A 25,564-nucleotide genomic window follows, 5' to 3' on the forward strand; every position below is an offset into this window, starting at 1 on the left:
ATGAACACTTATGAGAATCTGCTGGCGGCGATATCGCCGGGCACCGGCGAGACCCGTGAGGTGCTCGACCCGGCCACCGGTGAGAAGATCGGGACCGCCCCGGTGCAGGACGTGGCCGACCTCGAAGCGGCGATCGACAAGGCCGACAACGCGCAGCCAGCGTGGGCGGCCCTCAGTGACGAGGTTCGCGCGGGATACCTGCACAAGGTCGCTGACGCGATCGAGGAGTCCGCAGAGGCGCTTGCCCAGCTGCTGTCGCGCGAGCAGGGCAAACCGTTGAACGGCCCGAACGCCCGCTTCGAGGTGGGCGCCTGCGCGATCTGGACCAGAGCCGCCGCCGATACCCCGATTCCGGTCGAGGTGCTCGTCGACGATGAGTCGAGCCGAGCCGAGATGCACTATCGGCCTATCGGCGTGGTCGGTGCCATCTCGCCGTGGAACTGGCCCATGATGATTGCGATCTGGCAGATCGCCCCGTCGCTGCGCATGGGCAACACCGTTGTGATCAAACCGGCAGAGACCACGACGTTGTCGGGGCTGGCCCTCGTGGCGGTGATGAATCAAGTGCTGCCGGATGGTGTGCTCAACATCGTCGCCGGCCCCGGTCGCACGGTCGGTGACGCGCTGACGAAGAGCCCGAAGGTGGGCAAGATCATGTTCACGGGTTCGACCGAAGTCGGCAAGCGGATCATCCATGCCAGCGCCGACAACGTCACCCGGCTCACCCTCGAGCTCGGCGGTAACGATGCAGGCATCGTGCTGCCGGACGCGGATGCCTCGCAGGTCGCAGAAGACCTGTTCTGGGGCGCATTCATCAACACCGGCCAGACGTGCGCAGCACTCAAGCGCCTGTACGTGCACGACTCGATCTACGACGAGGTCGTCGACAAACTCGTAGACTTCGCCAAGAACGTGCCCATGGGAGTCGGCTTGGACGAAGGGAACGTGCTCGGACCGCTGCAGAACAAAGGCCAGTTCGACATCGTCGATCGTCTCGTCGAGGCGGCGAAGGCATCCGGTGCCCGCGTTCGGCTCGGCGGTGACCCGGACCGTGACGCTCCCGGCTACTTCTACCCGACCACCATCGTCGCTGACATCGACCCGCACAGCGAGCTGGTCGTCGAAGAGCAGTTCGGCCCGGCGTTGCCGGTCGTCCGTTACACCGATGTGGATGAGGCAATCCGGCTGGCGAACGAGCTGGAGTTCGGTCTCGGCGCGTCGGTGTGGTCGTCTGACCGAGAGAGGGCGAAGCAGATCGCGGCCAGACTCGAAGCGGGAACTGTGTGGATCAACTCCCATGGTGGTCTGCATCCGATGGTTCCGTTCGGCGGCGCGAAGCAGTCCGGGTACGGCCGGGAGTTCGGCGTCGAAGGCCTGAAGGCCGTTGCCGTTCCTCAGGTGGTCAGCGGCTGATCCCGGTTCGGATCAAGAGCCGGAGCCTCTGCGCCGGTGCGACGTGCGTTCCTCTCCTTTAACGCCCGGGCCGTCCTTTCGTCGTGAGAGAACGGGAGTCTTGCGAAACCTCGTTGTGATGCCACAGGGAGGGGGAGCGCATGGGCGGCGCGGCGCCTTCAGACCGAGTCTGCCGTTGATCCCCGTTAAACGGTGTGGCAGGCCGGTCGAAAGACCAGCCTGCCACATCAGGCGACCGCCCGGTCGATCAGCCCCTCGTCATAGGAGAACGAGGTCGGCGTACTGACCGCCGACGCATTTTGAACGCGTGCGCGTCACGGGTCATACCGGTTCCGTCTCCTTCTGGGGCTCAGGGCGACGGCGTCGCGCTTCGCTGACGACGCCGATCGCGAAGACGACGGGAACCACGAGCAGAAGGGCCACGGCCGTGACGATCTCGCCGCCGATGAGCGACGTGAAGTTGGCCACGACTAACAACAGGACCATCGTGAGTGACAGGGCCGCGAGTGCGGGCGCGATCTGGGTCTGCCACACCTGCCGTTCGGCCTTGTGCCGCACGAAGTAGCTGACGACGGCAACGGAACTCAGCACATAGAGGGTGACGAGTGCCGCGACCGCGAGTCCGCTGAACCACGAGAACAACGTCAGCACGGGGTCGAGACCGGTGAGCGCGAATGGCCCGATGAGCACCACTGCCATGATCGTTTGAACCCATGCTGCAGTCGAGGGCGCCTTGTGCTTGTTCGTTCTTGCGAGGGTGCCCAGCAGGGAACCCTGCAATGAGAGTGAGTGTAGGTACCGGTTTATGCCGTTGTGGAAGGCGAGGATGCCGGCGAAGAGAGAGGTGACGAGAAGAATCCCGCCGACAAGACCAGACCAACCCCCGAGGATGTCGTCGAGCGCGGTGAAGATGAAGGCGGTGGAGTCACCGGATTCGACAGCCGAAGCTGCGGCCCCGACGGCGTTCGATGCGCCGTAGTACGACACGAACATCCAGGAGACGAACGAGAAGAGGGCGGCAATGACGGCGACAGACAGGTACGTCGCTCGTGCAACCGTCCGCTTCGGGTCCTTCGCCTCGCCCGAATAGATCGCGGTCGATTCGAACCCGAACATCGACGCCATGGCGAACATCAACGCGACGCCGGGTGCTCCGGCCATGATCGCCGACGGAGAGAAGCTGCTCGCAAAGTCGATTCCCTCTGGCCCACCCCCCGCGATGAGCACGCCGATCGCGAACGCGAGCAGGATGGCCACTTCGAGGCTGACGAGGATGGCGAGAACCCTGGCCCCCAGCTCGATGTTCAACGATCCCAGCAGCTGGACCAGCGCGATCGTGAGCAGAACCGGAATCCACCAGGGGGTGTGTATGCCGATGCCCGCCAGCAGGCCGGCGGCGGACGCGCCGAACAGGCCGTACATCGCCGCCTGGACTGTGCCGTACGCGAGAATCGCCAGCCAGGCCGCGCCCCCGCCTACCCGCCGGCCGATCCCTGCACTGATATAGGCATAGAATGCTCCGCCGGCGTCGATGCGACGCGACATCGCGATGAATCCGACGGCGAAGACGATGATGATGAGACCGATCACGAGATATGCGCCGGGGGCGCCCGGGCCGTTGCCCAGAAGGATCGTGAGGGGAAGCGCACCGGCGATGCCGGTGAGGGGCGCCTGTGCCGACAGCACGAAGAACAGGATGCCGAGCACCCCGATTGCTCCCTTGCGAAGGTCTGTCGAGTGGCCGGGCGGATTCGGCGCCGGTCGCCGTGAAGTTGAGGTGGTCATGCGAAATGTCCTTCAGCGGCAAGGTGGTGGGAGTCATCACGTGCGACAGATTCCGCCGTGCGTGCGGCAAGGACGCGCGCTGTGCGTGCGGCCGCAGTCAGGCCGCTCTCGATCGCGCCATCGATGAATCCACCCCAGCCGTCGGCGATATCCGATCCGGCGAAGTTCAGGCCGTCGTCGGCGGATTGAAGCTCCCGGAGCGAATTCGTGAGATACCCGGCACGATGCATCGGCCAGGTCTCACCGGAGTATTCGTCGGCCACCCAGTCGTGAGCGGCGATATCCACAACCACCGCGTCTGGCACGAGCCGGCGAAGCACGGCTTGAACGGACTCTCGGTCATCCGTATCGATCGCGTGTGCGTCTGGGCCGAAACCGATGACATAGGTGTGTTCGTCGTGAACGTACTCGGATTGGAAGAAGGTCAACGGCCAGCTGGCGTCGCCGAGCGCTACGAACGGGGCGTGCTCGCCCTCGATTCTGATCCAGACCTTGACGCCCAGCCCGAGCTGGCCCTCGCCTATCGCAGATGTCCGTGCGGGCGGCAACGGCGGATGGAAGGCTATTCGCCCGAGTGCATGGAGAGGAGCGGTGACGATCGCTGTGGCGGCGTTGATGGTGCGCCCGTCGGCCAAGGTGACCTTGACGGAGTCGTTGACATGAAGAACCTCCCGCACGTCTGCATTCAGAAGCAGGTCTGCCGTGGAGTGCTCTGCTATGTGTGACGCGAGGTTGCGCGTTCCCCCCTCGATCTTGTAGCTCGAACATGCCTCGAAGGTGACTGCCCAGTCCCCGTTGGCCAGGGCGACCCATCTCAGGGCCTGCGTCAGTGCCGCGTGCTCGAGACGTCCGTTGAAGTTCAGCGTCCAGAACGCGCTCAGCAGGGACCGTTCCTCGTCACTCAGGTCGAGCTCAACGATTCGGTCGGCCAGCGTCACCGTGTCGATGTTCGTGAGATCCGGGCCGGCGAACGGTGCGAACGGCTGCGGAAAACACGTGCGCGATTCTTCGGTGAGTATCCGGTTCGGACGATCCATGCGTTGGAACAGCTCGTCGGGGCTCCCGGAAACAGCTGCCTGTCCGTTCCACCAGAACGCGTGTTGGGGAATCGGGCTGGGTGCGACGCCCAAGCCGTAACGACGGAGCTCTGCCCAGACGTACGGCTGGGTCCAATGCACCCACGTGCCGCCCATTTCGAGATCGAGTCCCATTCTCGAATCGAGCCAGGTGCGCCCGCCGATTCGATCACGGCCTTCGACCACAATGACCTTGTGACCCCGGTGCGAGAGCTCCCGCGCCGCGACAAGGCCGGCGAATCCGGCTCCGACTACAAGAACGTCATACCGTGCGGATGGTTCAGTGACAGACCTCATGAGTACACGAAGAATTCGACGACGGGCTCATGGATCGTCCACCGCGTTGCGGTGCCCCGGTTGAGAGAGGCGCTCATTCCGGGCGTCAGGTCGTGGGTGACGCCGCCCTCGACCTCGATCGTGATGCGGCCTTCGACGATGTGGATGGTCTCGTCGGCTTCGCCGACCAGGTCGAACGGTTCCGGAGCCTCGTCGGGGCTCACAACCCAGTAGCCTGCGCCGATGTTGTCGCGGCCCCCGTCGCCGAAACGCCTGAGCCACTGGACTCGGCCGAGCTCGAAGCGTTCTAACTGACTTCGATCGAGACGAGTTGAAACGGCAAAGTTCGATTCCTCTGACATTGCTGTCCTCTCCTTTGAGGTTGATTGGCTGCACTGCTCGCGGACAAGCTAAGCAAGTGCTTAGTGTCTTGTCAAGACGTCTCCGTACCTGGCGAACGTACCCCGGTCGGCGTGATGGTGATCCTCATCGGAACCTCTAGTCGTTTTCTGCACACCTGTCCAGAAAGGGAGTAGATTTGTGCTGTGTCCGGTCTCAAGGTGTCAGGTCAGTTGCGTCAGTCGCTGCGTGATTCGACCGACCCTCGGCCCGCCCGCACCAGGGAGGCACTGCTTGCTGCTGTCGGCCGGCTGCATTCCCGCGGTGCTCGGGCCACGGTGACGGCGATCGTGCGTGAGGCGGGGGTGAGCCGCAGCAGTTTCTATGCCCATTTCGACGGTCTCGACGAGGTTGCGGGAGAGCTGATGCGGGCCGCGCTCGATGAGATGGCCGGGCTCTTTGAGAGAACCAAGGGTGTCGGCCGACAGCAGCGTGCGCACGCGATGCACACGACGCAACGTCGTCTCGTCGATCACATCGCGGAGCACCGCGAGCTGTACCTCAGTGCCCTGTGGCTGCCGAAGTCTCACGGCGGCGCACGCGTCGACGCGGTGCGCATCCTCGCGGACGCGATCCACGGTGTGCTGCTGCACGAATCGAACGTGCCAGCGGATGTCGATCCGCGACTTACCGCCCGTTATATCGCGGGGGCTGCGATGAGTCTGTTGGAGGCATGGGCGAGCGGTGAGGTCGAAGCGGATGCCGAGACCGTCATTCTTCACCTCACCCGGCTCATGCCGCTTTGGTTCTCCGGGCTCGAAGCAGACCCGGTCAGATGAAAGGAACGATAACGACATGGTTGCCATTACCGCCGCGGTGACCCGCGGCAAAGACGCCCCGTTCACCTTCGAGCAACTCGAGCTCGATGATCCGCGGCCCGACGAGCTGCTGGTCAAACTCACGTCGAGCGGCCTTTGCCACACCGACCTGGCCGTTCTCCACGGCCAGATGCCGACGCCGTTTCCGATCGTTCTCGGCCATGAGGGCGCCGGAATCGTGGAGCAGGTCGGCTCGTCGGTGACCGACTTCGCGGTCGGAGACCGTGTTGCGGTCTCCTTCGCCTCCTGCGGGCGCTGCGCGAATTGTCTGTTGGGAAAGGAAGCATACTGCGAGCAGGTGATGGCGTTGAACTTCGGCGGCAGCCGTGAAGACGGCTCCACCACGATCACTGATTCATCGGGCTCCGCCGTCCATGGCAGTTTCTTCGGTCAGTCCTCCTTCGCGACCCACGCGCTCGTCGCCTCTCGCAATGCGGTCAGGGTGCCCGATGGCATCGATCTTGATCTGACCGGCCCGCTCGGTTGCGGAATCCAGACCGGGGCTGGGGCGATCATCAACACCCTCCGCGCGGGCGCAGGATCGACAGTGGTCGTCTCCGGCACCGGCGCTGTCGGTCTTTCTGCCGTGATGGCTGCCCGAGCGGTGGGCGCGACGACGGTCATCGCCGTCGACGTGCTGCGGTCCCGGCTCGACACCGCGCTCGAGCTCGGTGCTACCCACGCCATCAACGGGAAGGAAGAAGACGTCGTCGCGCGTACCCAGGAGATCACCGGAGGGGGAGCGGACATCGCCTTCGACACCACAGGCATCGTCCCGGTGATCGTCAACGATCTGCGGGGATTGAAGGTGGGCGGTCGCATCGGACTGGTTGCTGCGAGCGGCCCCGAACCGGCGATCCCGGTCGCGGAGATGTTCGGCAAGACCGTGCACTCCCTGATCGAGGGAGATTCCGTGCCGCAGGTGTTCATCCCACAGCTCATCGCGCTCTACAAGGCGGGAGCCTTCCCTTTCGACAAGCTTGTGACGATGTATCCGTTCGCTGACATCGACCGCGCCATCGCAGACACACAGTCGGGTGCTGCTGTCAAAGCGGTGCTCGTCATGAACTGAGCAGCCGGCGGAACCGGTATGCGGCCGCGACGCTCTCCGTGAGCAACGTGACAGCTCCCCGCGGCGAGCCGGTTCTGTCTAGGTGTGGCGGTCACTCGTTTAGGCCCCGGCAATAGGCTGAGAGTACGGATCGCTCGACGCCGGGCGCGCATCAAGGGAGGATGACGAGATGAGGCCACTTCGATACTCGATCAATGTCACGCTCGACGGCTGCTGCCATCACGAGGCAGGGCTCCCGCCGGACGAGGAGTCGATGCGCTACTGGACCACTGAGATGGCACGAGCCGATGCCCTGCTCTTCGGCCGGGTGACCTACGAGATGATGGAGTCGGCGTGGCGGAAGCCGGCCACGGGCACATGGCCCGACTGGATGGGTGAGTGGGACATCCCATTCGCCGAGTCCATCGACCGGACAAAGAAGTACGTCGTGTCGAGCACGCTGAGCGGGGTCGACTGGAACGCCGAGCTGGTGCGAGGCGACGTGGGCCAAGCGGTTCAGCGGCTCAAGCAGGAGCCAGGCGAGGGCCTGTGGGTGGGCGGAGTGACGCTCCCGGTGGCGTTGGCAGATCTGGGACTGATCGACGAGTACGAGTTCGTTGTGCAGCCGGTCCTTGCCGGACACGGGCCGACGTTGCTCGCCGGTCTGCGCGAGCGCATCCAGCTTGAGCTCGTGGATCGCCAGGAGTTCCGGTCTGGAGCTGTTGCCCTGCGATATCGGCCCACGCGAGTTCCGGCCTGATGTGATTCGTCCTGGCACGGCGGGTTAAAATTGGTGGTCTGAGCTTGAAGCGCGCGCTCCCGCGACTCGCTTGACATGTGGTGCCGAGTGACATTCTGCTGAGTGGAGGCGTCAGCCTCTTCAGCGGCCGGGGCCGGCGATCTACACTTGGTCCTGCCAAGACACTGGACGCCGACGAACCATCGGAAGGCCCCGATGACCGCTCCCTCCACCACACTCATCGACTCGCCGCGCCGCATAGACCTCATCGGACTCGCGTTCGACGGGTATGCCCGCGAGGGCAACCAGACCATCGCCGCGGCGGCGTTGCGGCACGCTGGTCTCGCTGACCTCGCCTCCCCGTTTCCGCTCGCCGACCTCGGAGACCTGACACCGGCCAAGCAGACTGCCCAACGTGGACCAAGCGGCCTCCTCAACGAAGTCGCGGTCATCGACATCCAGGGCCAGCTAGCTTCGGTGGTTTCCGCCGCGCTGCGGGACGCGCGGTTTCCACTTGTGGTCGGAGGTGACTGCTCCGCGCTCGTCGGCGCAGTCCTCGGTGCCCGCGACGCGCTCGGTACTGTTGGCCTCCTCCACGTCGACGGACACGAAGACACCACACCGCTGGACGCTTCGGAAGACGGAGAGGCAGCCAACTCCGAGATCGGGCTGCTCTTGGGTCTGATTGCGCGCGGTGTGGACGGGCCCGTGACCGCCGGCCTTCCCGCGCTGGCCCGTGAATCGCTCGCGCTTCTGGGGCAGCGCGACGATGAGTGGCGGCGCGAGCTGAACGTCGGCACTCTCGCCGACCTCGGGGTATGGAAGCGAAACGCTGCCGAGACTGTCTCCGCTCCCTCGGCATCGGGCCGGGCCGCTGTCGCGCACCTGCAGAAATCGGCCCCGGGGTGGTGGCTGCACATCGACGTGGATGTGCTCGACCCAGAGGAGTTTCCGGCGCAGGGGATCGCGGGTTATCCCGACGAACCTGGCGGGCTCTCACGCACACAGCTCACCGAACTTGTGACCTCCGCCGTGGCCGAGCCCGGCTGCGTGGGCGCGAGCATCGCGATCTACGACCCCGACCAGGATGCAGACGGCTCGGGCGCACGGTACGTCATCGAGCTCGCGGCCGCCATGCTGCGCACGCTTCCCCGCACCGCTATGCCATCGCCCGTCGTCTGACCATCATGCTCTACCCGGAGGGCAATGAGTTCTGTCCGGTGAGCCGGCTGAAAAGTCCCGGTCCCCTTGTTCATTCGGCGGTTCTTGGCTGTGTCGAACGCCAGGCAGATCGGAGCGATTCGAGATGTGAGCCTCGCCATCGATCGTGCTCGCGATCGCTCATCGTGAATGTCACGGGCCTGCCTGGTTCGGAAGCCTGGCTACAATTCGGACATGACACGGACGAATCCGATCCGGCAGGGGAACCAAGCCTCCGACGAGCTCGGTCCCGGCGTGCTCGTCTTACTGTGGCTGTTCATCACCGCCGGACTCGTCGTACCGGCAATCTTCGTGTTCCATCTTGTGACCGGGAACGCGGAGGATGCGGGTGACTGGGCGCCGGGTTCGATCGTCGGCGTTCTGGTCGCTCTGCTCCTGTTAGCCGGGATGCGCTCATCGGCTCGCGACACGCGACAGCTCCGCGCCGGGGGCGTGCCCGGAACCGCCACAGTGCTCTCCGTGGAGCCGTTGGAGGACGGATACTCCGCAATCCTGCGGATCCGCGTCGACGGCCTCGAACCATTCGAGGCACGCGCCCGCTCCGGCGGGTGGAGTCGTATGAACGTCGGTGAGACCGTCGAGGTGCTTGTCGACCCCTCGGACCTGCTGTTCACCATCGTCGATCGCTGACCCGCGTTAGCGCCGCGCCCTCCCTGATGCCCGGCTGAAGCGCGGGTCACTGAAGCGGTTCTCGCCGCCGACGGACGACACCCGGTGCGCGGGCCGATCGGCTACCTCAACACCCTGCACCGCGACGAGCTCGGCCGCGAAGTCCGCTCGATGTACGAGCGGTGCGATGACCAGAACAAGCGCCTCGCAAGTCAAACCTTCTTCACCCGCATCTACCTCAACGAAGGCGGCACCCTCACCGCCGGCACCGCAGCACCCTTCACCACAATCCTCGACGAGGACACCAACCAGTAGGCCATCGCCTGGGCCGAACAGCAGGTCGCCGGCAACGGAGAGAGCGATGCTGCAACCCAGGACCTGTACTTCAGGCGTGGGTTGCAACATCGCTCATCGGGTGCGGGAGAAGGGACTTGAACCCTCACGCTCGAAAGCACAGGAACCTAAATCCTGCGTGTCTGCCAATTTCACCACTCCCGCCGGCGTCACTCATTCTAGGCCGGTGCTCACCCCTCGAATGAGGGATCGCCCGGCGGGGGAGTCGTCTGCGAGGTGCCGAGGGCGAACGCGCCACGCTGGACAGGGTGTGTGTTCGCCTGCTGCCCCGGCAAGGGAAGGAACGCTGAATGCTCAAATGCATAATGAAGAAATAGGGGATAGAACGACGGGTCAATCGCATCCCGATCATCGCCCGGCGCGGACTGGCTGCGCACCCCGGCAGCCCGGCGGGGCGGCGGACTGTTGATGATCGTCGGCGAGACGTAGGACTGGGACGGGACGGATGTCGTCGCCTCGTACCGACAATCCGTGGCGGGGTTCCCGTGACGCGTGCGTTCGCGGTCTGGGCGCTGATCGGGCCGCCGGCACCGGACCGAGACGTCTAACTGGTTCAGCGCGACTCGGCGCGTTCCTTGAGTGCGGCGTTCATCGCGGCGAACTCTGGCAGTGTTTCTGCGTCGAGCCAGCCGGCCATGAACGGGATGAGGATGCCGCGGAAGCGTTCGTCCTGGGTGAGGCGCGTCCCGCCGCCGGGGAGCTCCTCGAGGGTGAACCGGTGCTCGCCGTCGAAGAGTCCGACGACGACGAGATGACCCTTCCAGCGGAGTTCGGCGGCGGGCGTCGCGGCGAGAACCGTCGGCGTGACGTCGAATCCGTCGTCGGCGGTGCGGAAGCCCAGCGTCTCTCCGACCTCCGGTACCCCCCGCATCCCGAGCAGCGACGGGTTCCACTCCGGGTAGGCCGCGAAGTCGGTGAGCACGTCCCAGACGGTACTCGGTGGAGCGTCGATGTCGATGGACGAACTGAGCACGTGCGGATGCGCGCGCTGCACGAGGGCGGCGCCGACGATGGCGACGAGCGCCGCGCCGATGGTGATCAGGACGACGCGGCGGCGTCGGGGACGGGGGGTCATGGATGATCTCCTCGGGTCGGGATGGTGCGCAGCACCGTATCCACAAGCGACATGGCGTATGCGTCGTCGAGTACCGCGTCCGTGACGACGACGCGGTAGTAGAGGGGGCCGATGAATAGATCGAGCAAGAGGTCGGTGTCGACGCTTTCGTCCGGATCGAGTGCGGCGCGGAACGCCGCGGCGGCCGCGTCGCGTCGCGCGCCCCACAGCGCGGTGACGCGCTTCCGCAATCCGGGATCCCGGGCGGCCGCAGCAGCCAGCTCCGCGACCACCCGACGCATCGGCGCGGGATCCAGAGCCCGCGCCAGCGCCACGACGAGCCCGGTCACGCGGGTCCGCAGGTCGCCCTCGATCACGAGCGGGAGTTCGGCCTGCCACGACTCGAGAAGGGTCGCCATGAGGTGCTCGGTCGTGGGGAACCGCCGGTACACCGTCGTCTTCGCCACACCCGCTTCGGTCGCCACGCGCTCGATCGTCAGCGCCTCGTAGCCTTCTGCGAAGAGCAGTTCGTCGGCGGCCGCGAGGATGGCCGCGTCGGCGGCAGGGTCTCTAGGTCGCGGCACGGTAGTAACGCTACACGAGTATCGTAATTTCCCGTCGCCTCCAGTGCGGCTGCGTCGGGTTATTGGACCCGCTCGGTTGAGGCGCTCGACACGTCCTCGCGTGCGGCCGACGTCGAACTGGACAGCCGGGACGACCTTGACCGTCCCAACCCTGTCCGTCACCCCGCGGATCAGGGTGCGGGGCCCGGGTCGTTAAACTCGACGGGTCGCCCCAGGGTGGTCGGGACCGGCCGGGCTTGGTTCAAGCGCGGTCGCCGTCATCGCGTCGTGGATGCGCGAGGACGGGGTACGAAGCGAGTCCAGCCATGCCGATAACGGCGAACACGCCGACGATGACCCAGGTCTGAGTCACGATCCCGACGACGACGAACGTCACAGCGATCACAGCGGTGAAGACCGACGCGATTCGGTACAGATTTCGGTGCGTTTCGACGGACATTGTGAGCACCTCCTCGTCCACGAGCCTATGAAGCCGCGATGCGCTTCCGCATCCGCCGCAGGGGGAAATGACCTAGCGTGGTGGGGAGTCGATTCGCATGAGTCCGCCGTCCTCCGCGCAACTCCCCGAGCGCCGCCAGTCGAGGAGCAGCCAGCCTGCAGCACTGGAGCGCCCCCCATAGCCCGGCACTGTCACGCTCGCTTCGCGTCCGACCGAAAACGATCGTTTGCGGACTCGTTCAGCGGCTACGCCGAACCGGCCGTCATAAACGGTGGCCGGTTCAATACTCGGTTACGGGCCGATCGCTTTCGGACATGTCTTTGGGCGTGGAGCACGACCAGCTTGTGCAGCTACAGGGGTCCGAGAACATCGCGCACAGCGTCGTGCAGTTCGAGGCTTTCGAGTACACGCAGGAGCTGTCGTTCCTCGTAGAGGAAGTGAGTCTCCATCACCGCGGCAACTCCGTCGAGGTGCATAGACAGTTCTGCCGCGGACGCTGACCGATTGACGGCCGCGCTGAGTTCTCCGAGGAGATGGGCAATCATCGAGTGGTCTTGTTCGAGGGACCGCAGCAGGGGAGCTAGGTGAGGATGCGCGGCCTCGATCGCAGGGAACAGGGCGCGGTCTTCGCCGCGATGGTGTCCATCGAGTGCCGCGCAGAATCCGTGGCAGTACAGCAGTAGATCACGCGTCGCGTCTTCGGATAGGCCGCCGTCGCTTACGGCTGTTTGTGCGACAGCCAGTGCGTCGCGCAGCCGTTGGTGCACGCGGCGTAGTTCGTTGCTCCAGGCAATCAGCCTGGTCGTCTCGCGCTCAGTCACGCGACGACGAAGGGAGCGATGAGAGCATCGTCAGTCCTTCGGGTCCGACGCCTCCATGCCTGACACAAACTGCCACCGGCACGCGACGCTGCACCCATGTTAGTTGTAAATTTCCGCAACTGGCCGCACCTGATCGATATCGGCAGACCGGTATCATCGCAGTTCTAGAATCAGTTCTCCACAACTAGACGATCGTTTCGACGTTCAAGAGTTGCGTCGTCGCTACCGCTTGGCGATGCACCTCGGCCAGCGCGAGACGCTCGGGATCGTCCATGTAAGCGCGCAGTGCGGATTCATCGGGCAGGTGGATGACCTGCACTTCACGTGGTCCGACGCCGTTATCGACGCGGCGAACCCTGCTCACGACGTCGCCGCCGTGCTTCGGGACAAGTGCGAGCACGCTGTTCTCATATTCAGTCAGCGCGCGTTCCTGCCCCTCCGACGCCCAGAGCAGAACACAAAGTTTCAAAGTCATGTGGGCACCTTGCCGACTGGGCAAGCGACCCTTGTGGTGTGTGTTCGAGTCGATCCGTGCCGTCGGGAGAGGGTATGGATCGGCCGTCGCCTGTGTGCTTGTGGATAACTTTCACGGGCGTCGGCGGAAATGTGCATGATCGAATGCATGACCTCGGCCACCGACATCATCACGGAGCGGGTTCGTGAGCGGGTGCGCCGTGAGGGTGTCGATATCGCCGAGAGAGGCCGAGCCGACCGGCTCGTGCACGAAGAGCTCCGGCGTTACAGCGAACGCGCGCTCGGCGGTGCGCTCCCGCTCGTGGCAGACGAGGCCCAGGCGCGGAGCGCGATCGTCGCGACGCTGACCGGGTTCGGTGCGTTGCAGCCCTACCTCGACGATCCGTCGATCGAAGAGGTGTGGGTGAATGCGCCGGATAGGATCTTCGTCGCTCGAAACGGGATCGCTGAGCTCACGCCGACGGTTCTCACCGAGGAGGGGGTGCGTGACCTCGTCGAGCGGATGCTGCAGAGCACCGGTCGCCGCGTCGACCTCAGCTCGCCGTTCGTGGATGCGTCTCTGCCGGATGGCAGTCGTCTGCACGTGGTCATCCCAGACGTGACTCGCAGGTACTTCGCCGTGAACATCCGCAAATTCAGTCGTCGGGCACGCGACCTGGTGCAGTTGGTCAAGCTCGGCTCCCTGCCGCCCGGTGCGGCAGAGTACCTGCGTGCGTCGATGCTCGCCGGCCTCAACATCCTGGTGTCCGGCGCAACACACGCGGGCAAAACCACGATGCTGGGCGCCCTGCTGTCGATGGCCAGGCCAGATGAACGCATCGTGACCGTTGAAGAGACGTTTGAGCTCGACCTCGCCGCGCAGGATGTCGTCGCGATGCAGTGCAGACAGCCGAGCCTCGAGGGCACGGGCGAGATCACCCTGAGACGCCTGATCAAGGAAGCACTGCGCATGCGCCCCGACAGGTTGATCGTCGGCGAGGTGCGTGAGGCAGAGAGTCTCGACCTGTTGATCGCGCTGAACAGCGGGCTCCCGGGGATGTGTTCGATACACGCCAACTCCGCTCGCGACGCCCTCGTCAAACTCTCGACCCTGCCACTGCTCGCCGGCCGCAATATCGACTCGGCATTCGTGCAACCGACCGTGGCGACGAGCATCGATCTGGTTGTGCACTGCGAGATCGACAGCGACGGTCGCAGACGGGTTGCCGAAGTGCTGGCGCCGACGGGTGCGATTCGGGGCGGCATCATCGAGGCGACGGCGCTGTTCGAGCTGGTCGGTGATCAGCTTCGGGCGACCGGTGCTCGGCCGGCCAGAAGAGAGAAGTTCCGGCGTGCCGGCATCGATCCGGACATTCTCATCGAGCGGGCATCGGCATGACCTGGGTGCTCGGATGTCTTCTCGCGGCCGGTGCGCTGCTGACCGTTGCTCCGTGGCTGTGGCCGAGGGGTCGTGCGACCGTCACAGCGTCATCGGGGCGACGGAGGCCGCTCGCCGAGAAGCTCGCCCGGGCCGGCTTCGCCCGGGTTCCCGTCGCCATGTTCGTCGTTGTGTCGGTGCTGGTGGCGGCCGTCGCCGGTGCCGTGGCACTCGCGACCCTCGGCGTCGTCGCCGTTGCCGTGGCGGCTGCGTGCTTCGGTGCGGTCGCGCCCTATGCCGCCGTGACCTGGCGAGAGAACCAGCGCCGCTCCGTGCACGACGCCCTGTGGCCTGACGTGCTCGACCATCTGGTCTCCGCCGTGCGGTCCGGTGTCGCGCTCCCGGATGCCGTTGCAAGCCTCGGGCGATCCGGACCGGCGGCACTTCGGCCGGAGTTCGCCGAGTTCGAGCGGGACTACCGCCTCACGGGTTCTTTCACCGACAGCCTGGACAGGCTCAAAGGCGCACTCGCCGACCCCGTGCCCGATCGCATCATCGAAACCGTCCGGATGGCCCGGGAGGTGGGCGGAACCGATCTCACCGGCATCCTTCGCAATCTCGCCGCGTATCTGCGAGAAGACAGCGCCATACGTTCCGAGGTGTCTGCGCGGCAGTCCTGGGTGCGCAATGCTGCGAAGCTCGGTGCAGCTGCTCCGTGGATAGTTCTGCTGCTGCTCTCGACTCGGCCCGAGGCACAGCTCGCCTACAACTCGGCGGGCGGGACAGCGCTCATCCTCGTCGGCGCGGCCGTGTCGATGATCGCCTATCGTCTGATGGTCTCGATCGGCCGGCTGCCTCGTGAGAAGCGGTGGTTCGGATGAATCCGATGTCGGCATGGGCGATAGCGCTCGGGATCTCGCTCGGCTTGGGGCTCTGGAGCATCGCGGCAACACTGCCGCGGTTGTCTGGCCCGTCACTCGCAGACCGTGTGGCGCCGTACATCGTCGATGTGTCTGAGCACGCTCGTGTGCACACCGACCGGCGCCGCAGCGATCCGCTCCCGATCCTCGGGGCGATGTTCGCGCCGCTCGCCGCTCGCCTGGTGGCGGGGCTCTCGGTGTTCGCGGGCGGCAATGCAGGTGTCCAGCGCCGCATCGACCAAGCCAGGCTCGATCTGACCGTTGCCCAGTTCCGATATGAACAGCTGCTCGTTGTGCTCGTCGCAGGCGGTATCGGCGCCGCAGTCTCGGCTGCCGCCCTGGCGAACGCGACGCTCCCGGCAGCGGTGGCGCTGTTGCTTCCGCTGCTGTTCGGCATCAGCGGTGCCATTGCCAGGGACGTCCTCTTGCAACGCCGGGCGCGAGCGCGGGCATCGCGGATCACAGAGGAGCTCCCGACAGTCCTCGAGTTCCTGAGTCTGACATTGTCGGCGGGCGAGGGGATCCTCGATTCGCTCAAACGGGTGGCCCGTGTCGGCACAGGGGAGCTCAGCGCGGAGTTCCGGCGTGTGGTCGACGACGTCGCCACCGGAGTGCCGCTGGCGACAGCGCTCTCAGGATGTTCGCGACGCGTCGACGTTCCCGCTCTCGGCAGGGCGATCGAACAGTTGAGCGTCGCCCTGGAACGAGGGGCTCCACTGGCAGACGTGCTGAGGGCGCAGGCGCAGGACGCTCGCTCAGAGTCGAAGCGGATGCTGCTCGAAAGCGCGGGCAGAAAAGAGGTCGCCATGCTCGTTCCGCTGGTCTTCTTCATCCTTCCGCTCAGTGTCGCATTCGCGATCTACCCCGGCGTCTTCGTTCTGCAGGCGGGGTTCTGACCCACGCCGACACGAGCACCCCGACACGAGCACCCCCAGACAACATCGAAACGAACCACGACGAGCAGAAGCACGACGAAGGAGACTGATGATGACCAGACACAGGAGTGCGACGGCGATCTGGCTGGAGCGTGCGCGGGACGACCGTGGAGATGTTCCCGGGTGGGTTCTGATCACGCTGATGACCGCGGGGCTCGTCATCGTGATCTGGGCCCTCGCCGGCCCTGCTCTCAGCCAGATCTTCGAGCAGGCGATCAGCAGAGTCTCGGGCTTCTAGGAACGACCACCGTGCTCCAGAAGCCCCTGGTGTGGCGAGATGACGAGGGATCAGCGGTCGTCGAGTTCACCTTCGTCGCTGTGCTTCTCAGCGTGCTGACCCTCGCCGTGATCCAGCTCGCCCTCGGATTGCACGTGCGCAATACCGTTCTCGACGCTGCCGCTGAGGGGGCGCGTCACGCAGCGCTCGCCGACAACACACTGGCGGATGGGGCGGCTCGCACAAGAGAGCTGATCAGCACCGCGATCGGGCCGTCCTATGCGACGCAGGTGACCGCGCGAAACGGCGACTTTCTCGGGCACCCGAGCACCGAGATCACCGTGTCGACGACGCTGCCGCTGATCGGGCTGATCGGTATCGCCGACGGGCTGGAGGTGTCCGGTCATGCAGCGCTCGAGACCGCCGAGGAGTGAGGGAGCACGTAAGCGGATGACCGTGACGAGACTCTCGGCGGACGACGGGTCGTCGTCACTCGAGTTCATCACCGCCGGCCTGATTCTTCTTGTTCCGCTTGTGTATCTCGTGCTCGCGTTGAGTGCGCTGCAGGGCGGAACCCTGGCCGCTGAAGGTGCAGCCCGGCAGGCTGCACGCGTGTATGTGCAGGCGGGGACCGAAGAGGCAGCCCAGCAGCGCGCAGAGGTCGCCGTGGCGATTGCGCTCGGCGACTACGGGATCGACGCTGAAGACGCGCGAATCGCCATCAGCTGTGCGGGCGGCGACACGTGCCTCACTCGCTCCGGTTTCGTCACGATCACGGTGCGGGTCGACGTCGGCATGCCTCTTGTGCCGAGCGTTCTCGACCTCTCAGAGGCGGCTCGGGTTCCCGTGCAAGCGCAGTCCACACAGCAGGTCTCCCGATTCTGGAGAGAGGGATGACGACATGACTCTCACAGACGAACGCGGTTCGTCCCTGATCCTGACGATCTTCTACGGCGCGCTCGCGCTGGTGATCATCCTCGTCGTCGCCGCCTCGACCTCGCTCTATCTCGAGCGCAAGCGACTGCTGGCGCTCGCCGATGCCGCAGCACTTGTCGGGGCAGAGGCCTTCGACCTGTCGACCGCGACGTTCGACGGCGACAAACCGTCGGTCACCCTCGAATCGTCAGACGTCCACACCGCCGTCACCACATTCCTCGACGATTACCCGGCAGCCCAGCTCGACAATCTGCGGTTGGAAGAGGCCGGGTCGATCGACGGCAAGAGTGCGAGCGTCACCCTGTCGAGCGCATGGATGCCGCCGGTGCTGACCCTTTTCGTGCCGGACGGCATCCGTCTTGACGCCTCGAGCGTGGCGAGGTCTGTGTTCGACTGACGGGCACAGCTCCCCGATCGCAGTCGAGGCCTCGTCAGACGCCTGCTTCCGGGGCATCGTCAACACTCGGCCGCCGGCGCGGGTGCGGCACATAGCGTGGAACGTTGCGGGCGAGCAGCCAGGCGCCGAGGAACCCGACGATGCCGAGTGCTCCGGCGGCGAATGACACCGACACCGCCGCCGTGATGCCCGCGAGCGCGAGCGGGGCTACCGCCGAGCCAGAGTCGACGGTGAACCGCCACGCACCGAGGAATGCAGCGGGGGAGCGCTGAGGGGCGAGATCGGCCCCGAGCGTCATGATGATTCCGGAACTCAGTCCGTTCGCCACGGACAGCACACCCGCCGCAACGATGAACCAGACAACGGCACTGGGCAGATCGTGGGTGAAGGCCAGCAGGAGCATGCCGGAACCGAGCCCGAGCATCGAGGGGATGGCCGCCCAGAGTCGGCCGAATCGGTCCATCACCTGTCCGCTCACATAGAACAGTGCGAAGTCGACGGCGCCGGCCAACCCGATGATGAGGGCGGTGTTCGCCTCGCTGACCCCGATGCTCACCGCCCAGAGCGGCAGGAGCACCGTTCGCGTCGCCCGCATCGCAGAGATCAGGCTGGCACCGCTGCCGACACGCACGAGTGCGCCGCGGTTGTTCCAGACCGTGCGGAGCAAGCCGTGCGCCTCGTCGGCCGCGAAACGCTCGCCCCCTGAGGGCTCTGCGCGGCCCCGCTGTCGCCCGCCGGCGCCGAAGGCCGCTTCGGGGTTGCGCAGCAGAATCAGCACGAGCACAGCGGCGAGGGTGAACGCGATCATGATGCCATAAACGGACTCCGTTGTGCCCGTCAGATGTATCAGCGGGGCCGCGAGCAGCGGGCCGATGAACATCCCCGCCCTGAACACACCGCCCAGTGTCGACAGGGCCCGCGCGCGGTACTGAATCGGCACATACGTTGTCATAAAGGCGTGACGCGCCAGCGAGAAGACCGCCGTCGCGATTCCCAGGATGAGGATGGCGACGCCGAGCACCCAAGGCGACCACGAGAGCCACGCGAGAACGACCGCGCCGACGGCGGCGAACGCGGCGCCGATCATCGCCGCGCGTTCGCCGACGACCCCGACGAGCCATCCGCTGGGGATGTCGCCGATCAGCTGACCGACGGTCAGCATGGCGGCGATGACCCCCGCTATCGCGAGAGTGGCGCCGAGGTTCGTGGCGACGCCGGGGATGAGGGGGATCAGGGCGCCTTCGCCGACCGAGAAGAGGAGCGTCGGCAGGTATGCCCAGGCGGCGACAGCGCGCATGCTGAAAGAAGGCTCGGCACTGGTCATGGTGATTCACCAGCTTACGCAGATGTCGAAATCACCCGGTGCAGGTTTCGGGCAGGCGGTGCCGGGTAGGCTGATGCCGACATGTTAGATCTTGACCTCAGCGACCAGATCCGGGCACTCCGCGCCACGTTCAGCGATATCCGGCAGGTGATCGACCTCGATCGTCTGCGTGCAGACATCGCCGAACTCAGCGAGCAGGCAGGCACCCCCGACCTCTGGGACGACACCGAACACGCCCAGAAGATCACGAGCGCACTCAGCCACCGGCAGTCCGAGCTCGAACGCGTCAACAGCATCGAATCGAGGCTCGACGACCTCGAGGTGCTGATCGAACTCGCGAACGAGGCGGGCGACGAAGAATCGGCGGCCGAAGCCCGTGCCGAATTGACCGCCCTGCAGAAGATCATGGGCGATCTCGAAGTGCAGACGCTGCTCAACGGCGAATACGACGCGCTTCCGGCCGTCGTCACGATCCGAGCGGGCGCCGGTGGTGTCGACGCGGCGGACTTCGCCGAGATGCTGATGCGTATGTACCTGCGCTGGGCCGAGCAGCACAAGTATCCGGCCACGGTGCTCGACACGAGCTATGCCGAAGAGGCGGGGGTCAAATCGGCGACCTTCGAGATCGATGCTCCCTATGCGTTCGGCACCCTCAGCGTTGAGGCGGGAACACATCGCCTGGTGCGAATGAGCCCGTTCAACTCGGCCGGCAAACGGCAGACGAGCTTCGCCGCCGTCGAGGTCGTTCCGCTGATGGCAGAGGCGGCCGAGATCGAGATCCCCGACACAGACATCCGCGTGGATGTCTACAGGTCGAGCGGCCCCGGCGGGCAGTCGGTGAACACCACCGACTCCGCTGTGCGCATCACGCACCTGCCGACGGGGACTGTGGTCAGCTGCCAGAACGAGAAGAGCCAGATCCAGAACCGGGCCGCGGCCATGCGTGTGCTCAAGTCGCGCCTGCTGCTGCTGCAGAACGAGCAGGAGGCGGCGAAGAAGAAAGAGCTCGCCGGCAACATCACCGCGAGCTGGGGCGACCAGATGCGGTCATACGTTCTCGCGCCGTACCAGATGGTCAAAGACCTGCGCACGGACTACGAAGTGAACAACCCGCAGCATGTCTTCGACGGTGACCTCGACGGGTTCATCTCTGCGGGCATTCGCTGGCGCAAGCAGGGCGACGATTGACGATCGAGCCGCAGGCTGAGGGCTCGCATGCGTTTAGGCGTGTCTGACGGGCAATCGGGGTGCGGGTGCTTAGGCTCAACTCGTCATGATTCGATTTGAGAACGTCACGAAGAAATATCCGGGCACCAAACGCCCCGCGATCGACAGTATGAACCTCGAGGTCGCCCGGGGCGAGTTCGTGTTTCTCGTCGGAGCATCCGGTTCGGGAAAGTCGAGCTGCCTGAGGCTGATCCTCAAAGAGGAACGCCCGACGAAGGGCACCATTCACGTGCTCGGAAACGATCTCGGCACGATCTCGAACCGCAAGATCCCCTATTTCAGGCGCAACCTCGGCGTTGTGTTCCAGGACTTCAGGTTGCTTCCGAACAAAACGGTCTTTCAGAACGTCGCGTTCTCCCTTCAGGTGATCGGCAAGTCGCGCGGGTTCGTGCAAGAGGCCGTTCCGGATGTTCTGACGATGGTCGGTCTCGACGGCAAGGCCGAGCGTCTGCCCCACGAGCTTTCGGGTGGTGAGCAGCAGCGTGTCGCCATTGCGCGCGCCGTGGTGAACAAACCGCAGGTGCTGCTGGCCGACGAGCCCACCGGAAACCTCGACCCCGCGACGAGCGCAGGCATCATGCAGCTGCTCGAGCGGATCAACGCGGGCGGCACCACCGTTCTGATGGCCACGCACGAGGCCGGCATCGTCGACAAGATGCAGCGTCGTGTGATCGAGCTCGTCGACGGCCAGGTGGTTCGCGATGAACGTGAGGGCGGGTACGGCGACACTGGGATCGTTCCAGAGCTCGGGCCTGCTCTCGTGAGAGGGCAGTCGGCCAAGCGCGCACGCGACGATGTCGCGGCCGCTGCGGCAGAGGCTGATGCGCAGACCCAGTCGATCCCGCGCCAGGCGGGTGCCGTCCCCCGGGACTCACGCTCACACGCGGCGCCGATGCGAGAGGCGGCACGCAATGCGTACGCGGATCCCTCGGCGAACGACGTTGAGCGCCCATCGGATGCAGCCGGGCAGCACACGGGTGAGGCAGGGCTGCAGGGTCAGGCAGCTCCGATTCAGGACGATACGGGATCGATCTCGATTCCCCGTACGCGTTCCCACGACGATGCCTATGAGCATCTGACCCTCGCCGAGCGCCTCGGACTACGCTCGGGCGCCTCGTCAGACGATGACGAGCAGAGCATCGGACCGGTCAAATGAGGCTCGGACTGATCTGGCAAGAGGCTTTCACCGGCCTCAGGCGCAATGTCTCGATGGTGATCTCGGTGATTCTCGTGACGTTCATCTCGCTGACCTTCGTCGGGACCGCCGCGCTGCTGCAGATGCAGATCGGAGAGATGAAGAACTACTGGTATGACCGGGCGCAGGTGGCGATCTATCTCTGCACCCCGGATTCCACGGCGGAGACCTGCACCGGTGGCGAGGCGACGGAAGACCAGAAGACCGGGGTGCAGGCTCAGCTCGACTCACCCGCGTTGGCGCCGTTCGTCGAGAAGTACTACTTCGAAGACCACCAGCAGGCCTATGACAACTTTCAGGCACAGTTCGCCGACAACGAACTGGCGCAGCTCGTCACCCCCGAGCAGTTGAACGAGACGTTCTGGGTCAATCTCGTTGACCCCTCACAGTCCGACGTCATCGTCGAAGCCTTCTCTGGAACTGCCGGCATCGAAGAGGTGACCGATCAACGGCAGTACCTCGACGCCATTTTCCAGGTGCTCAATGTGGGCAGTTACACGGCCATCGGAATCGCAGCCCTGATGCTCATCGCCGCCGTGCTGCTGATCGCCACGACCATCCGGCTCTCGGCGTATTCGCGCCGCAAAGAGATCGGCATCATGCGCCTTGTCGGCGCCTCCAACCGGTTCATCCAGACGCCGTTCATCCTCGAGGGCGTCTTCGCCGCACTCATCGGCTCGCTTTTCGCCGGTGGAGCCGTGGTGGCGATCGTGCACTTCTTCGTGCAGGGATACCTGGCACCGCGGATGCTCTTCGTCAATTTCGTCACGCTGCAGAGCGCATTCATCGTTGTGCCGCTGTTGATCATCGTCGGAATGGCGCTTGCGGCGCTGTCTGCCAATTTCGCCATCAAGAGATACTTGCGCATCTGACGCCGGTTGTGCTGTTGGGGCTGCCCGGCGTTAGAATGATGGGCTGCTCGGCAGAACGAATTCTGCCTGCACGCATCCGTCGACACCAACAGGAGTGAGTTCGTGCCAAAAGAACGTGGTCAGAAGGTCGTGGCCACCAATCGCAGGGCGAGGCACGACTATCTCATCGAGGACACCTACGAGGCCGGCCTCGTTCTGAGCGGAACCGAGGTGAAGTCGCTTCGCGAGGGTCGTGCGTCGCTCGTCGACGGCTACGCGTATATCGACGGGGGAGAAGCCTGGCTCGACGCCGTGCACATCCCGGAGTACAACCAGGGCACCTGGAACAACCATCCGCCCCGCCGCAAGCGCAAGCTGCTGCTGCACAAGCAGGAGATCCTGAAGATCAGCCACAAGGTCGCCCCCGGCGGTTACACGATCGTTCCCCTGAAGCTCTATTTCAGCGATGGTCGCGCCAAGGTCGAGATCGCTGTCGCCAAGGGCAAGCGCGAATATGACAAGCGACAGGCCCTGCGTGAGAAGCAGGACACCCGAGAGGCCCAACGCGCGATGTCGACCCGGAATAGAATGGGCGAGTAAGTCGTTTCGTAGAGTGCGCAGGTTTGCCGACCGATGCATCGGACGTTATACTGAAAAGCTGCGTTGAATCTCTTGATCGCAGTGTATTGACAACTCAACAGCGTGTGACAACGGCCCGTTCTGTTCGCATCGTCGAACAGCGCGACGCATGGGGATGATCGGTTTCGACATTGCCTGCGAAACTGCGAGAAGCGGGTCGAGGATTCAGGGTTATCTCGTTAACGATCTCTGAAAAACAATAAGTGCCAATTCAAAACGCACTGACTTCGCCCTCGCTGCGTAAGCGAGCTCGATAGTCCGTCAGACCGTGGGTGTCTCCGACACGGATTCTGGCGTCATTTAGGGGGCTTGCTGTGCACTGACGTCTGAGCGGTGCACGGGACTCGAACTCGGACTGGGCCTGTCGACCTAGGTGCCTGTGGCAAAGGTCGGGGCCGAGCAGAACGCTTGCACAGGCTACACCCGTAGAAGGCGCAGAATCACAGCAGTGGACGGGGGTTCAATTCCCCCCATCTCCACCATCGGCCGTTGTCACACGTTGCGTCAGCACCCGCAGGACCTGCTCGTGCAGGATGCCGTTGGTCGCCAGCGCGCTCCGCTCGGCGATGCTGTCGGTGCCGTCGATGGCCGTGAGCCGCCCTCCGGCCTCTTCGAGGATGACGGCGAACGGCGCGATGTCATATTCCTTGACGCCGAACTCACCGGCTATGTCGATGAGGCCTTCGGCGAGCAGGCCGTATGCCCACATGTCGCCGTAGGCGCGGTCACGCCATACGCTGCGCGTGAGGGTGATGAGTTGATCGAGGTAACCGGCGTCGTCCCACTGGGCGATGCTCTGGAAACTGAGCGAGGCATCCTCGAGCCGTTCGACTCCCGAGACCTGCAGGCGTCGCGCGGGGCCTCCGCCCTCGCTGAGCCATGCTCCTGATCCGGTCGCAGCCCACCAGCGCTTGCCGAACGCGGGTGCGCTCACAACACCCACAACCGGTTTGCCGTCGACCGCCAGGGCGATGAGGGTCGCCCAGTTCGGCACGCCACGCAGAAAGTTCGCGGTGCCGTCTATGGGATCCACGATCCACTGGCGGTTGGTCGGGCCCTCTGCGCCGAATTCTTCGCCGAGAATGCCGTCGTCGGGTCTTTCGGTCGACAAGGTCTCCCTGAGCGCCCGCTCGACCGCGAGGTCGGCATCCGTGACGTGTGAGCGGTCCGGCTTGGTCGAGATCTCGAGGTTCGTCGCTCTGAACCGTTCGAGCGAGATCGCATCCGCGGCGTCGGCCAGGCGAAAGGCGAGGGCAAGATCATCGGAGAAGAGGCAGTCGGGCGCATCGGTCACACCCCAACGATAGCGTCGCACCGGCTCGCGTATGCGCTGGGGCGGCTTCGCCCGCATTGATCCCCGATTGGCGAAGGCGCCGTGGGTGATGCTAATGTTGACCCTCGGTTCGAGAGTTCGAATTCGGGCCGACAACGCACCTCTAGCTCAATTGGCAGAGCAACTGACTCTTAATCAGTGGGTTCCGGGTTCAAGTCCCGGGGGGTGCACCCTACGCACAAGGCTCGAACCTCGGCCCGAAGAATCAAGGGATGGGTTCGGGCCTTGTCGGCGTTCGCGGCCCAGGTCAGGGCGTCGGCGTTGACGACGGGGTCGAGCAGCATCTTGAAGGATCGGGCGTTCTCGACGCGGAGTTCGTCGTCCTCCTCGATATAGACCTTGGTGAAGAACGTTTGGCTGCACAGGCGCCGGTTGGCGTAGTGAGCCCGCCGAGGTGGTCCACCTCGAAGATCAACTGTGGTGAGGGGCACGCCGCCGCTTGGCGCACGTCGGCATCGAGTCAACGTCCCGATCCCGAGCTAGGCCGAAGAACCGGCAGCATCTGAGAACAACTAGCGACGAAACGTGTGGGTCTCGGTTCACACGTCCGAGAGTCCTATACTCAGCGCGTGAGGCCGATGAGGCCGGCGACGAACACGATCAGCGCGATGGCAGCCCAGACGAATGCGATGTACTGCATCGGGATCCAGAACAGGGTGTGCACGTTGTAGGCCTGCTTCGTCTGCTCCAGCTCCCGCGCGAACACGGCGTCGGCCATCTGCCTCGCCTCTTCTGTCGAAGTCGGCTGCGGGTAACCGGGGCCGAGCGAGAATCGGCCCGTCGCCAGCAGTTCGTCGAGCTGTGCCCTGCGCCCCTGCGCCCAGGCGTCGATCTTCCGCTGCGGAGTGGTGCGGTTCATCGCGATGCCCGTGAACCAGGTACCGGCAGCGGCGGCGAGCAGACCGATCGTGATGCTGAACGGCAGCACCGAGTCGGCGAGCAGTGTGGAACCGAGCCCGGCGAACAGGATCATCGCGATGAACGCGTAAAGAAACGCCAGAATTCCCCAACCCCGCCAGATGACCACCAGCAACTCCTCTCATTCTTTGAGGCGCGAGCGCACCCCCATCGAACATCGTAAACGGATGCGTGCTGCGACCGGCGCCACGCGACGGCGGGA

The 25,564-nt window shown here is 64.8% G+C and carries 30 protein-coding genes, 2 tRNA genes and 1 other RNA gene; 21 read left to right on the top strand and 12 right to left on the bottom strand.

Annotated features, from left to right (window positions below; translation table 11 throughout):
* A complete protein-coding gene (locus ACYVF5_RS06470; protein ID WP_460944506.1) occupies window positions 1-1,413 on the top strand; it encodes an aldehyde dehydrogenase family protein in 1,413 nt (470 codons plus the stop codon).
* 321 nt (window positions 1,414-1,734) lie between these two features.
* Here the strand turns inward: ACYVF5_RS06470 and ACYVF5_RS06475 are convergent, their stop codons facing one another.
* Genes ACYVF5_RS06475 through ACYVF5_RS06485 form a run of 3 tightly spaced genes read right to left on the bottom strand, consistent with a single transcriptional unit; the run spans window position 1,735 to window position 4,912 of the window.
* The gene (locus ACYVF5_RS06475) at window positions 1,735-3,198 is read right to left on the bottom strand and encodes an APC family permease (RefSeq protein WP_460944508.1); all 1,464 of its coding nucleotides are present in this window, start codon (window positions 3,196-3,198) and stop codon (window positions 1,735-1,737) included.
* Entirely contained in the window at window positions 3,195-4,571 is a 1,377-nt protein-coding gene (locus ACYVF5_RS06480; RefSeq protein ID WP_460944510.1) for a flavin monoamine oxidase family protein, read from the bottom strand. The genes ACYVF5_RS06475 and ACYVF5_RS06480 overlap by 4 nt, the downstream gene beginning before the upstream one ends.
* A complete protein-coding gene (locus ACYVF5_RS06485; protein ID WP_460944513.1) occupies window positions 4,568-4,912 on the bottom strand; it encodes a cupin domain-containing protein in 345 nt (114 codons plus the stop codon). The genes ACYVF5_RS06480 and ACYVF5_RS06485 overlap by 4 nt, the downstream gene beginning before the upstream one ends.
* A 183-nt stretch (window positions 4,913-5,095) precedes the next feature.
* Between ACYVF5_RS06485 and ACYVF5_RS06490 the strand changes: the two genes are divergently transcribed.
* From ACYVF5_RS06490 to ACYVF5_RS06515, 6 genes are all read left to right on the top strand, one after another.
* Window positions 5,096-5,728 (top strand): TetR/AcrR family transcriptional regulator, encoded by a 633-nt coding sequence (locus ACYVF5_RS06490; protein ID WP_460944515.1) that lies wholly within the window; start codon window positions 5,096-5,098, stop codon window positions 5,726-5,728.
* Window positions 5,729-5,744: 16 nt separating this feature from the next.
* Window positions 5,745-6,839, top strand: a complete 1,095-nt coding sequence (locus ACYVF5_RS06495; protein WP_460944517.1) for an NAD(P)-dependent alcohol dehydrogenase — start codon at window positions 5,745-5,747, stop codon at window positions 6,837-6,839.
* 169 nt (window positions 6,840-7,008) lie between these two features.
* A complete protein-coding gene (locus ACYVF5_RS06500; protein ID WP_460944519.1) occupies window positions 7,009-7,578 on the top strand; it encodes a dihydrofolate reductase family protein in 570 nt (189 codons plus the stop codon).
* 195 nt (window positions 7,579-7,773) lie between these two features.
* Window positions 7,774-8,739, top strand: a complete 966-nt coding sequence (locus ACYVF5_RS06505; protein ID WP_460944521.1) for an arginase family protein — start codon at window positions 7,774-7,776, stop codon at window positions 8,737-8,739.
* 213 nt (window positions 8,740-8,952) lie between these two features.
* Window positions 8,953-9,408 (top strand): hypothetical protein, encoded by a 456-nt coding sequence (locus ACYVF5_RS06510; RefSeq protein WP_460944523.1) that lies wholly within the window; start codon window positions 8,953-8,955, stop codon window positions 9,406-9,408.
* An 84-nt stretch (window positions 9,409-9,492) separates the two neighbouring features.
* Entirely contained in the window at window positions 9,493-9,702 is a 210-nt protein-coding gene (locus ACYVF5_RS06515) for a hypothetical protein (RefSeq protein ID WP_460944525.1), read from the top strand.
* Window positions 9,703-9,803: 101 nt separating this feature from the next.
* Here the strand turns inward: ACYVF5_RS06515 and ACYVF5_RS06520 are convergent.
* The 6 genes from ACYVF5_RS06520 to ACYVF5_RS06545 all read right to left on the bottom strand — a co-directional run bounded on the left by ACYVF5_RS06520 (window position 9,804) and on the right by ACYVF5_RS06545 (window position 13,114).
* Window positions 9,804-9,885, bottom strand: a tRNA-Leu gene (locus ACYVF5_RS06520).
* Between the two features lie 409 nt (window positions 9,886-10,294).
* Window positions 10,295-10,816 carry an SRPBCC family protein gene (locus ACYVF5_RS06525; protein ID WP_460944527.1) on the bottom strand — a complete coding sequence of 174 codons (522 nt, stop codon included), beginning with the start codon at window positions 10,814-10,816 and terminating at the stop codon, window positions 10,295-10,297.
* Window positions 10,813-11,379 (bottom strand): TetR/AcrR family transcriptional regulator, encoded by a 567-nt coding sequence (locus ACYVF5_RS06530; RefSeq protein WP_460944529.1) that lies wholly within the window; start codon window positions 11,377-11,379, stop codon window positions 10,813-10,815. Before ACYVF5_RS06530 ends, ACYVF5_RS06525 begins: the two co-directional genes overlap by 4 nt.
* Before the next feature lie 241 nt (window positions 11,380-11,620).
* The gene (locus ACYVF5_RS06535) at window positions 11,621-11,818 is read right to left on the bottom strand and encodes a hypothetical protein (RefSeq protein ID WP_460944531.1); all 198 of its coding nucleotides are present in this window, start codon (window positions 11,816-11,818) and stop codon (window positions 11,621-11,623) included.
* Window positions 11,819-12,168: 350 nt separating this feature from the next.
* Window positions 12,169-12,639 (bottom strand): hemerythrin domain-containing protein, encoded by a 471-nt coding sequence (locus ACYVF5_RS06540; RefSeq protein WP_460944533.1) that lies wholly within the window; start codon window positions 12,637-12,639, stop codon window positions 12,169-12,171.
* A 184-nt stretch (window positions 12,640-12,823) separates the two neighbouring features.
* Window positions 12,824-13,114, bottom strand: coding sequence for a DUF1330 domain-containing protein (locus ACYVF5_RS06545; RefSeq protein WP_460944535.1), 291 nt, complete (start codon window positions 13,112-13,114; stop codon window positions 12,824-12,826).
* A 147-nt stretch (window positions 13,115-13,261) separates the two neighbouring features.
* Between ACYVF5_RS06545 and ACYVF5_RS06550 the strand changes: the two genes are divergently transcribed.
* From ACYVF5_RS06550 to ACYVF5_RS06580, 7 genes are all read left to right on the top strand, one after another.
* The gene (locus ACYVF5_RS06550) at window positions 13,262-14,491 is read left to right on the top strand and encodes a CpaF family protein (RefSeq protein WP_460944537.1); all 1,230 of its coding nucleotides are present in this window, start codon (window positions 13,262-13,264) and stop codon (window positions 14,489-14,491) included.
* Window positions 14,488-15,351, top strand: a complete 864-nt coding sequence (locus ACYVF5_RS06555) for a type II secretion system F family protein (protein WP_460944539.1) — start codon at window positions 14,488-14,490, stop codon at window positions 15,349-15,351. The genes ACYVF5_RS06550 and ACYVF5_RS06555 overlap by 4 nt, the downstream gene beginning before the upstream one ends.
* Window positions 15,348-16,286, top strand: a complete 939-nt coding sequence (locus ACYVF5_RS06560; protein ID WP_460944541.1) for a type II secretion system F family protein — start codon at window positions 15,348-15,350, stop codon at window positions 16,284-16,286. Before ACYVF5_RS06555 ends, ACYVF5_RS06560 begins: the two co-directional genes overlap by 4 nt.
* An 88-nt stretch (window positions 16,287-16,374) precedes the next feature.
* Entirely contained in the window at window positions 16,375-16,563 is a 189-nt protein-coding gene (locus ACYVF5_RS06565) for a hypothetical protein (protein ID WP_460944543.1), read from the top strand.
* A gap of 11 nt (window positions 16,564-16,574) precedes the next feature.
* The gene (locus tag ACYVF5_RS06570; protein ID WP_460944545.1) at window positions 16,575-16,976 is read left to right on the top strand and encodes a TadE/TadG family type IV pilus assembly protein; all 402 of its coding nucleotides are present in this window, start codon (window positions 16,575-16,577) and stop codon (window positions 16,974-16,976) included.
* Window positions 16,977-16,992: 16 nt separating this feature from the next.
* Entirely contained in the window at window positions 16,993-17,439 is a 447-nt protein-coding gene (locus tag ACYVF5_RS06575) for a hypothetical protein (RefSeq protein WP_460944547.1), read from the top strand.
* Window positions 17,440-17,443: 4 nt separating this feature from the next.
* Complete coding sequence (locus ACYVF5_RS06580) at window positions 17,444-17,875, top strand: pilus assembly protein TadG-related protein (protein WP_460944549.1); 432 nt, start codon at window positions 17,444-17,446, stop codon at window positions 17,873-17,875.
* Window positions 17,876-17,909: 34 nt separating this feature from the next.
* Here the strand turns inward: ACYVF5_RS06580 and ACYVF5_RS06585 are convergent, their stop codons facing one another.
* Window positions 17,910-19,199, bottom strand: coding sequence for an MFS transporter (locus ACYVF5_RS06585; RefSeq protein ID WP_460944551.1), 1,290 nt, complete (start codon window positions 19,197-19,199; stop codon window positions 17,910-17,912).
* A gap of 81 nt (window positions 19,200-19,280) precedes the next feature.
* On the opposite strand from ACYVF5_RS06585, the gene prfB reads away from it, so the two are divergent.
* From prfB to ssrA, 5 genes are all read left to right on the top strand, one after another.
* Window positions 19,281-20,387, top strand: a complete 1,107-nt coding sequence (gene prfB / locus ACYVF5_RS06590; RefSeq protein WP_460944553.1) for a peptide chain release factor 2 — start codon at window positions 19,281-19,283, stop codon at window positions 20,385-20,387.
* Between the two features lie 85 nt (window positions 20,388-20,472).
* Entirely contained in the window at window positions 20,473-21,582 is a 1,110-nt protein-coding gene (gene ftsE / locus ACYVF5_RS06595; RefSeq protein ID WP_460944555.1) for a cell division ATP-binding protein FtsE, read from the top strand.
* A complete protein-coding gene (gene ftsX, locus ACYVF5_RS06600; RefSeq protein WP_460944557.1) occupies window positions 21,579-22,493 on the top strand; it encodes a permease-like cell division protein FtsX in 915 nt (304 codons plus the stop codon). The genes ftsE and ftsX overlap by 4 nt, the downstream gene beginning before the upstream one ends.
* A 102-nt stretch (window positions 22,494-22,595) precedes the next feature.
* On the top strand, window positions 22,596-23,072 hold the full coding sequence (gene smpB / locus ACYVF5_RS06605) for an SsrA-binding protein SmpB (RefSeq protein WP_460944559.1): 477 nt from the start codon (window positions 22,596-22,598) through the stop codon (window positions 23,070-23,072).
* A gap of 150 nt (window positions 23,073-23,222) precedes the next feature.
* Window positions 23,223-23,593, top strand: a transfer-messenger RNA (tmRNA) gene (gene ssrA / locus ACYVF5_RS06610).
* Here ssrA and ACYVF5_RS06615 read toward each other — a convergent pair.
* The gene (locus ACYVF5_RS06615; protein ID WP_460944561.1) at window positions 23,572-24,405 is read right to left on the bottom strand and encodes an inositol monophosphatase family protein; all 834 of its coding nucleotides are present in this window, start codon (window positions 24,403-24,405) and stop codon (window positions 23,572-23,574) included. The two genes, ssrA and ACYVF5_RS06615, sit on opposite strands and share 22 nt — an antisense overlap.
* Window positions 24,406-24,541: 136 nt before the next feature.
* Between ACYVF5_RS06615 and ACYVF5_RS06620 the strand changes: the two genes are divergently transcribed.
* Window positions 24,542-24,614 (top strand) — tRNA-Lys (locus ACYVF5_RS06620).
* 42 nt (window positions 24,615-24,656) lie between these two features.
* A complete protein-coding gene (locus ACYVF5_RS06625) occupies window positions 24,657-24,950 on the top strand; it encodes a hypothetical protein (RefSeq protein ID WP_460944563.1) in 294 nt (97 codons plus the stop codon).
* 56 nt (window positions 24,951-25,006) lie between these two features.
* Here the strand turns inward: ACYVF5_RS06625 and ACYVF5_RS06630 are convergent, their stop codons facing one another.
* A complete protein-coding gene (locus tag ACYVF5_RS06630; protein ID WP_460944565.1) occupies window positions 25,007-25,471 on the bottom strand; it encodes a hypothetical protein in 465 nt (154 codons plus the stop codon).
* Between the last annotated feature and the right edge of the window lie 93 nt (window positions 25,472-25,564).

The organism is Okibacterium endophyticum, from assembly GCF_054780075.1.

Bases quoted from the DNA above. Each gene is read 5' to 3' on its own strand.
- ACYVF5_RS06525 (WP_460944527.1), bottom strand. From the start codon at position 10,816: ATGACCCCCCGTCCCCGACGCCGCCGCGTCGTCCTGATCACCATCGGC.
- ACYVF5_RS06495 (WP_460944517.1), top strand. From the start codon at position 5,745: ATGGTTGCCATTACCGCCGCGGTGACCCGCGGCAAAGACGCCCCGTTC.
- ACYVF5_RS06560 (WP_460944541.1), top strand. From the start codon at position 15,348: ATGAATCCGATGTCGGCATGGGCGATAGCGCTCGGGATCTCGCTCGGC.
- ACYVF5_RS06500 (WP_460944519.1), top strand. From the start codon at position 7,009: ATGAGGCCACTTCGATACTCGATCAATGTCACGCTCGACGGCTGCTGC.
- prfB (WP_460944553.1), top strand. From the start codon at position 19,281: ATGTTAGATCTTGACCTCAGCGACCAGATCCGGGCACTCCGCGCCACG.
- ACYVF5_RS06565 (WP_460944543.1), top strand. From the start codon at position 16,375: ATGATGACCAGACACAGGAGTGCGACGGCGATCTGGCTGGAGCGTGCG.
- ACYVF5_RS06545 (WP_460944535.1), bottom strand. From the start codon at position 13,114: ATGACTTTGAAACTTTGTGTTCTGCTCTGGGCGTCGGAGGGGCAGGAA.
- ACYVF5_RS06510 (WP_460944523.1), top strand. From the start codon at position 8,953: ATGACACGGACGAATCCGATCCGGCAGGGGAACCAAGCCTCCGACGAG.
- ACYVF5_RS06480 (WP_460944510.1), bottom strand. From the start codon at position 4,571: ATGAGGTCTGTCACTGAACCATCCGCACGGTATGACGTTCTTGTAGTC.
- ftsE (WP_460944555.1), top strand. From the start codon at position 20,473: ATGATTCGATTTGAGAACGTCACGAAGAAATATCCGGGCACCAAACGC.
- ftsX (WP_460944557.1), top strand. From the start codon at position 21,579: ATGAGGCTCGGACTGATCTGGCAAGAGGCTTTCACCGGCCTCAGGCGC.
- ACYVF5_RS06505 (WP_460944521.1), top strand. From the start codon at position 7,774: ATGACCGCTCCCTCCACCACACTCATCGACTCGCCGCGCCGCATAGAC.
- ACYVF5_RS06475 (WP_460944508.1), bottom strand. From the start codon at position 3,198: ATGACCACCTCAACTTCACGGCGACCGGCGCCGAATCCGCCCGGCCAC.
- ACYVF5_RS06575 (WP_460944547.1), top strand. From the start codon at position 16,993: ATGACCGTGACGAGACTCTCGGCGGACGACGGGTCGTCGTCACTCGAG.
- ACYVF5_RS06625 (WP_460944563.1), top strand. From the start codon at position 24,657: ATGGGTTCGGGCCTTGTCGGCGTTCGCGGCCCAGGTCAGGGCGTCGGC.
- ACYVF5_RS06585 (WP_460944551.1), bottom strand. From the start codon at position 19,199: ATGACCAGTGCCGAGCCTTCTTTCAGCATGCGCGCTGTCGCCGCCTGG.
- ACYVF5_RS06580 (WP_460944549.1), top strand. From the start codon at position 17,444: ATGACTCTCACAGACGAACGCGGTTCGTCCCTGATCCTGACGATCTTC.
- ACYVF5_RS06555 (WP_460944539.1), top strand. From the start codon at position 14,488: ATGACCTGGGTGCTCGGATGTCTTCTCGCGGCCGGTGCGCTGCTGACC.
- ACYVF5_RS06550 (WP_460944537.1), top strand. From the start codon at position 13,262: ATGACCTCGGCCACCGACATCATCACGGAGCGGGTTCGTGAGCGGGTG.
- ACYVF5_RS06470 (WP_460944506.1), top strand. From the start codon at position 1: ATGAACACTTATGAGAATCTGCTGGCGGCGATATCGCCGGGCACCGGC.
- ACYVF5_RS06485 (WP_460944513.1), bottom strand. From the start codon at position 4,912: ATGTCAGAGGAATCGAACTTTGCCGTTTCAACTCGTCTCGATCGAAGT.
- ACYVF5_RS06535 (WP_460944531.1), bottom strand. From the start codon at position 11,818: ATGTCCGTCGAAACGCACCGAAATCTGTACCGAATCGCGTCGGTCTTC.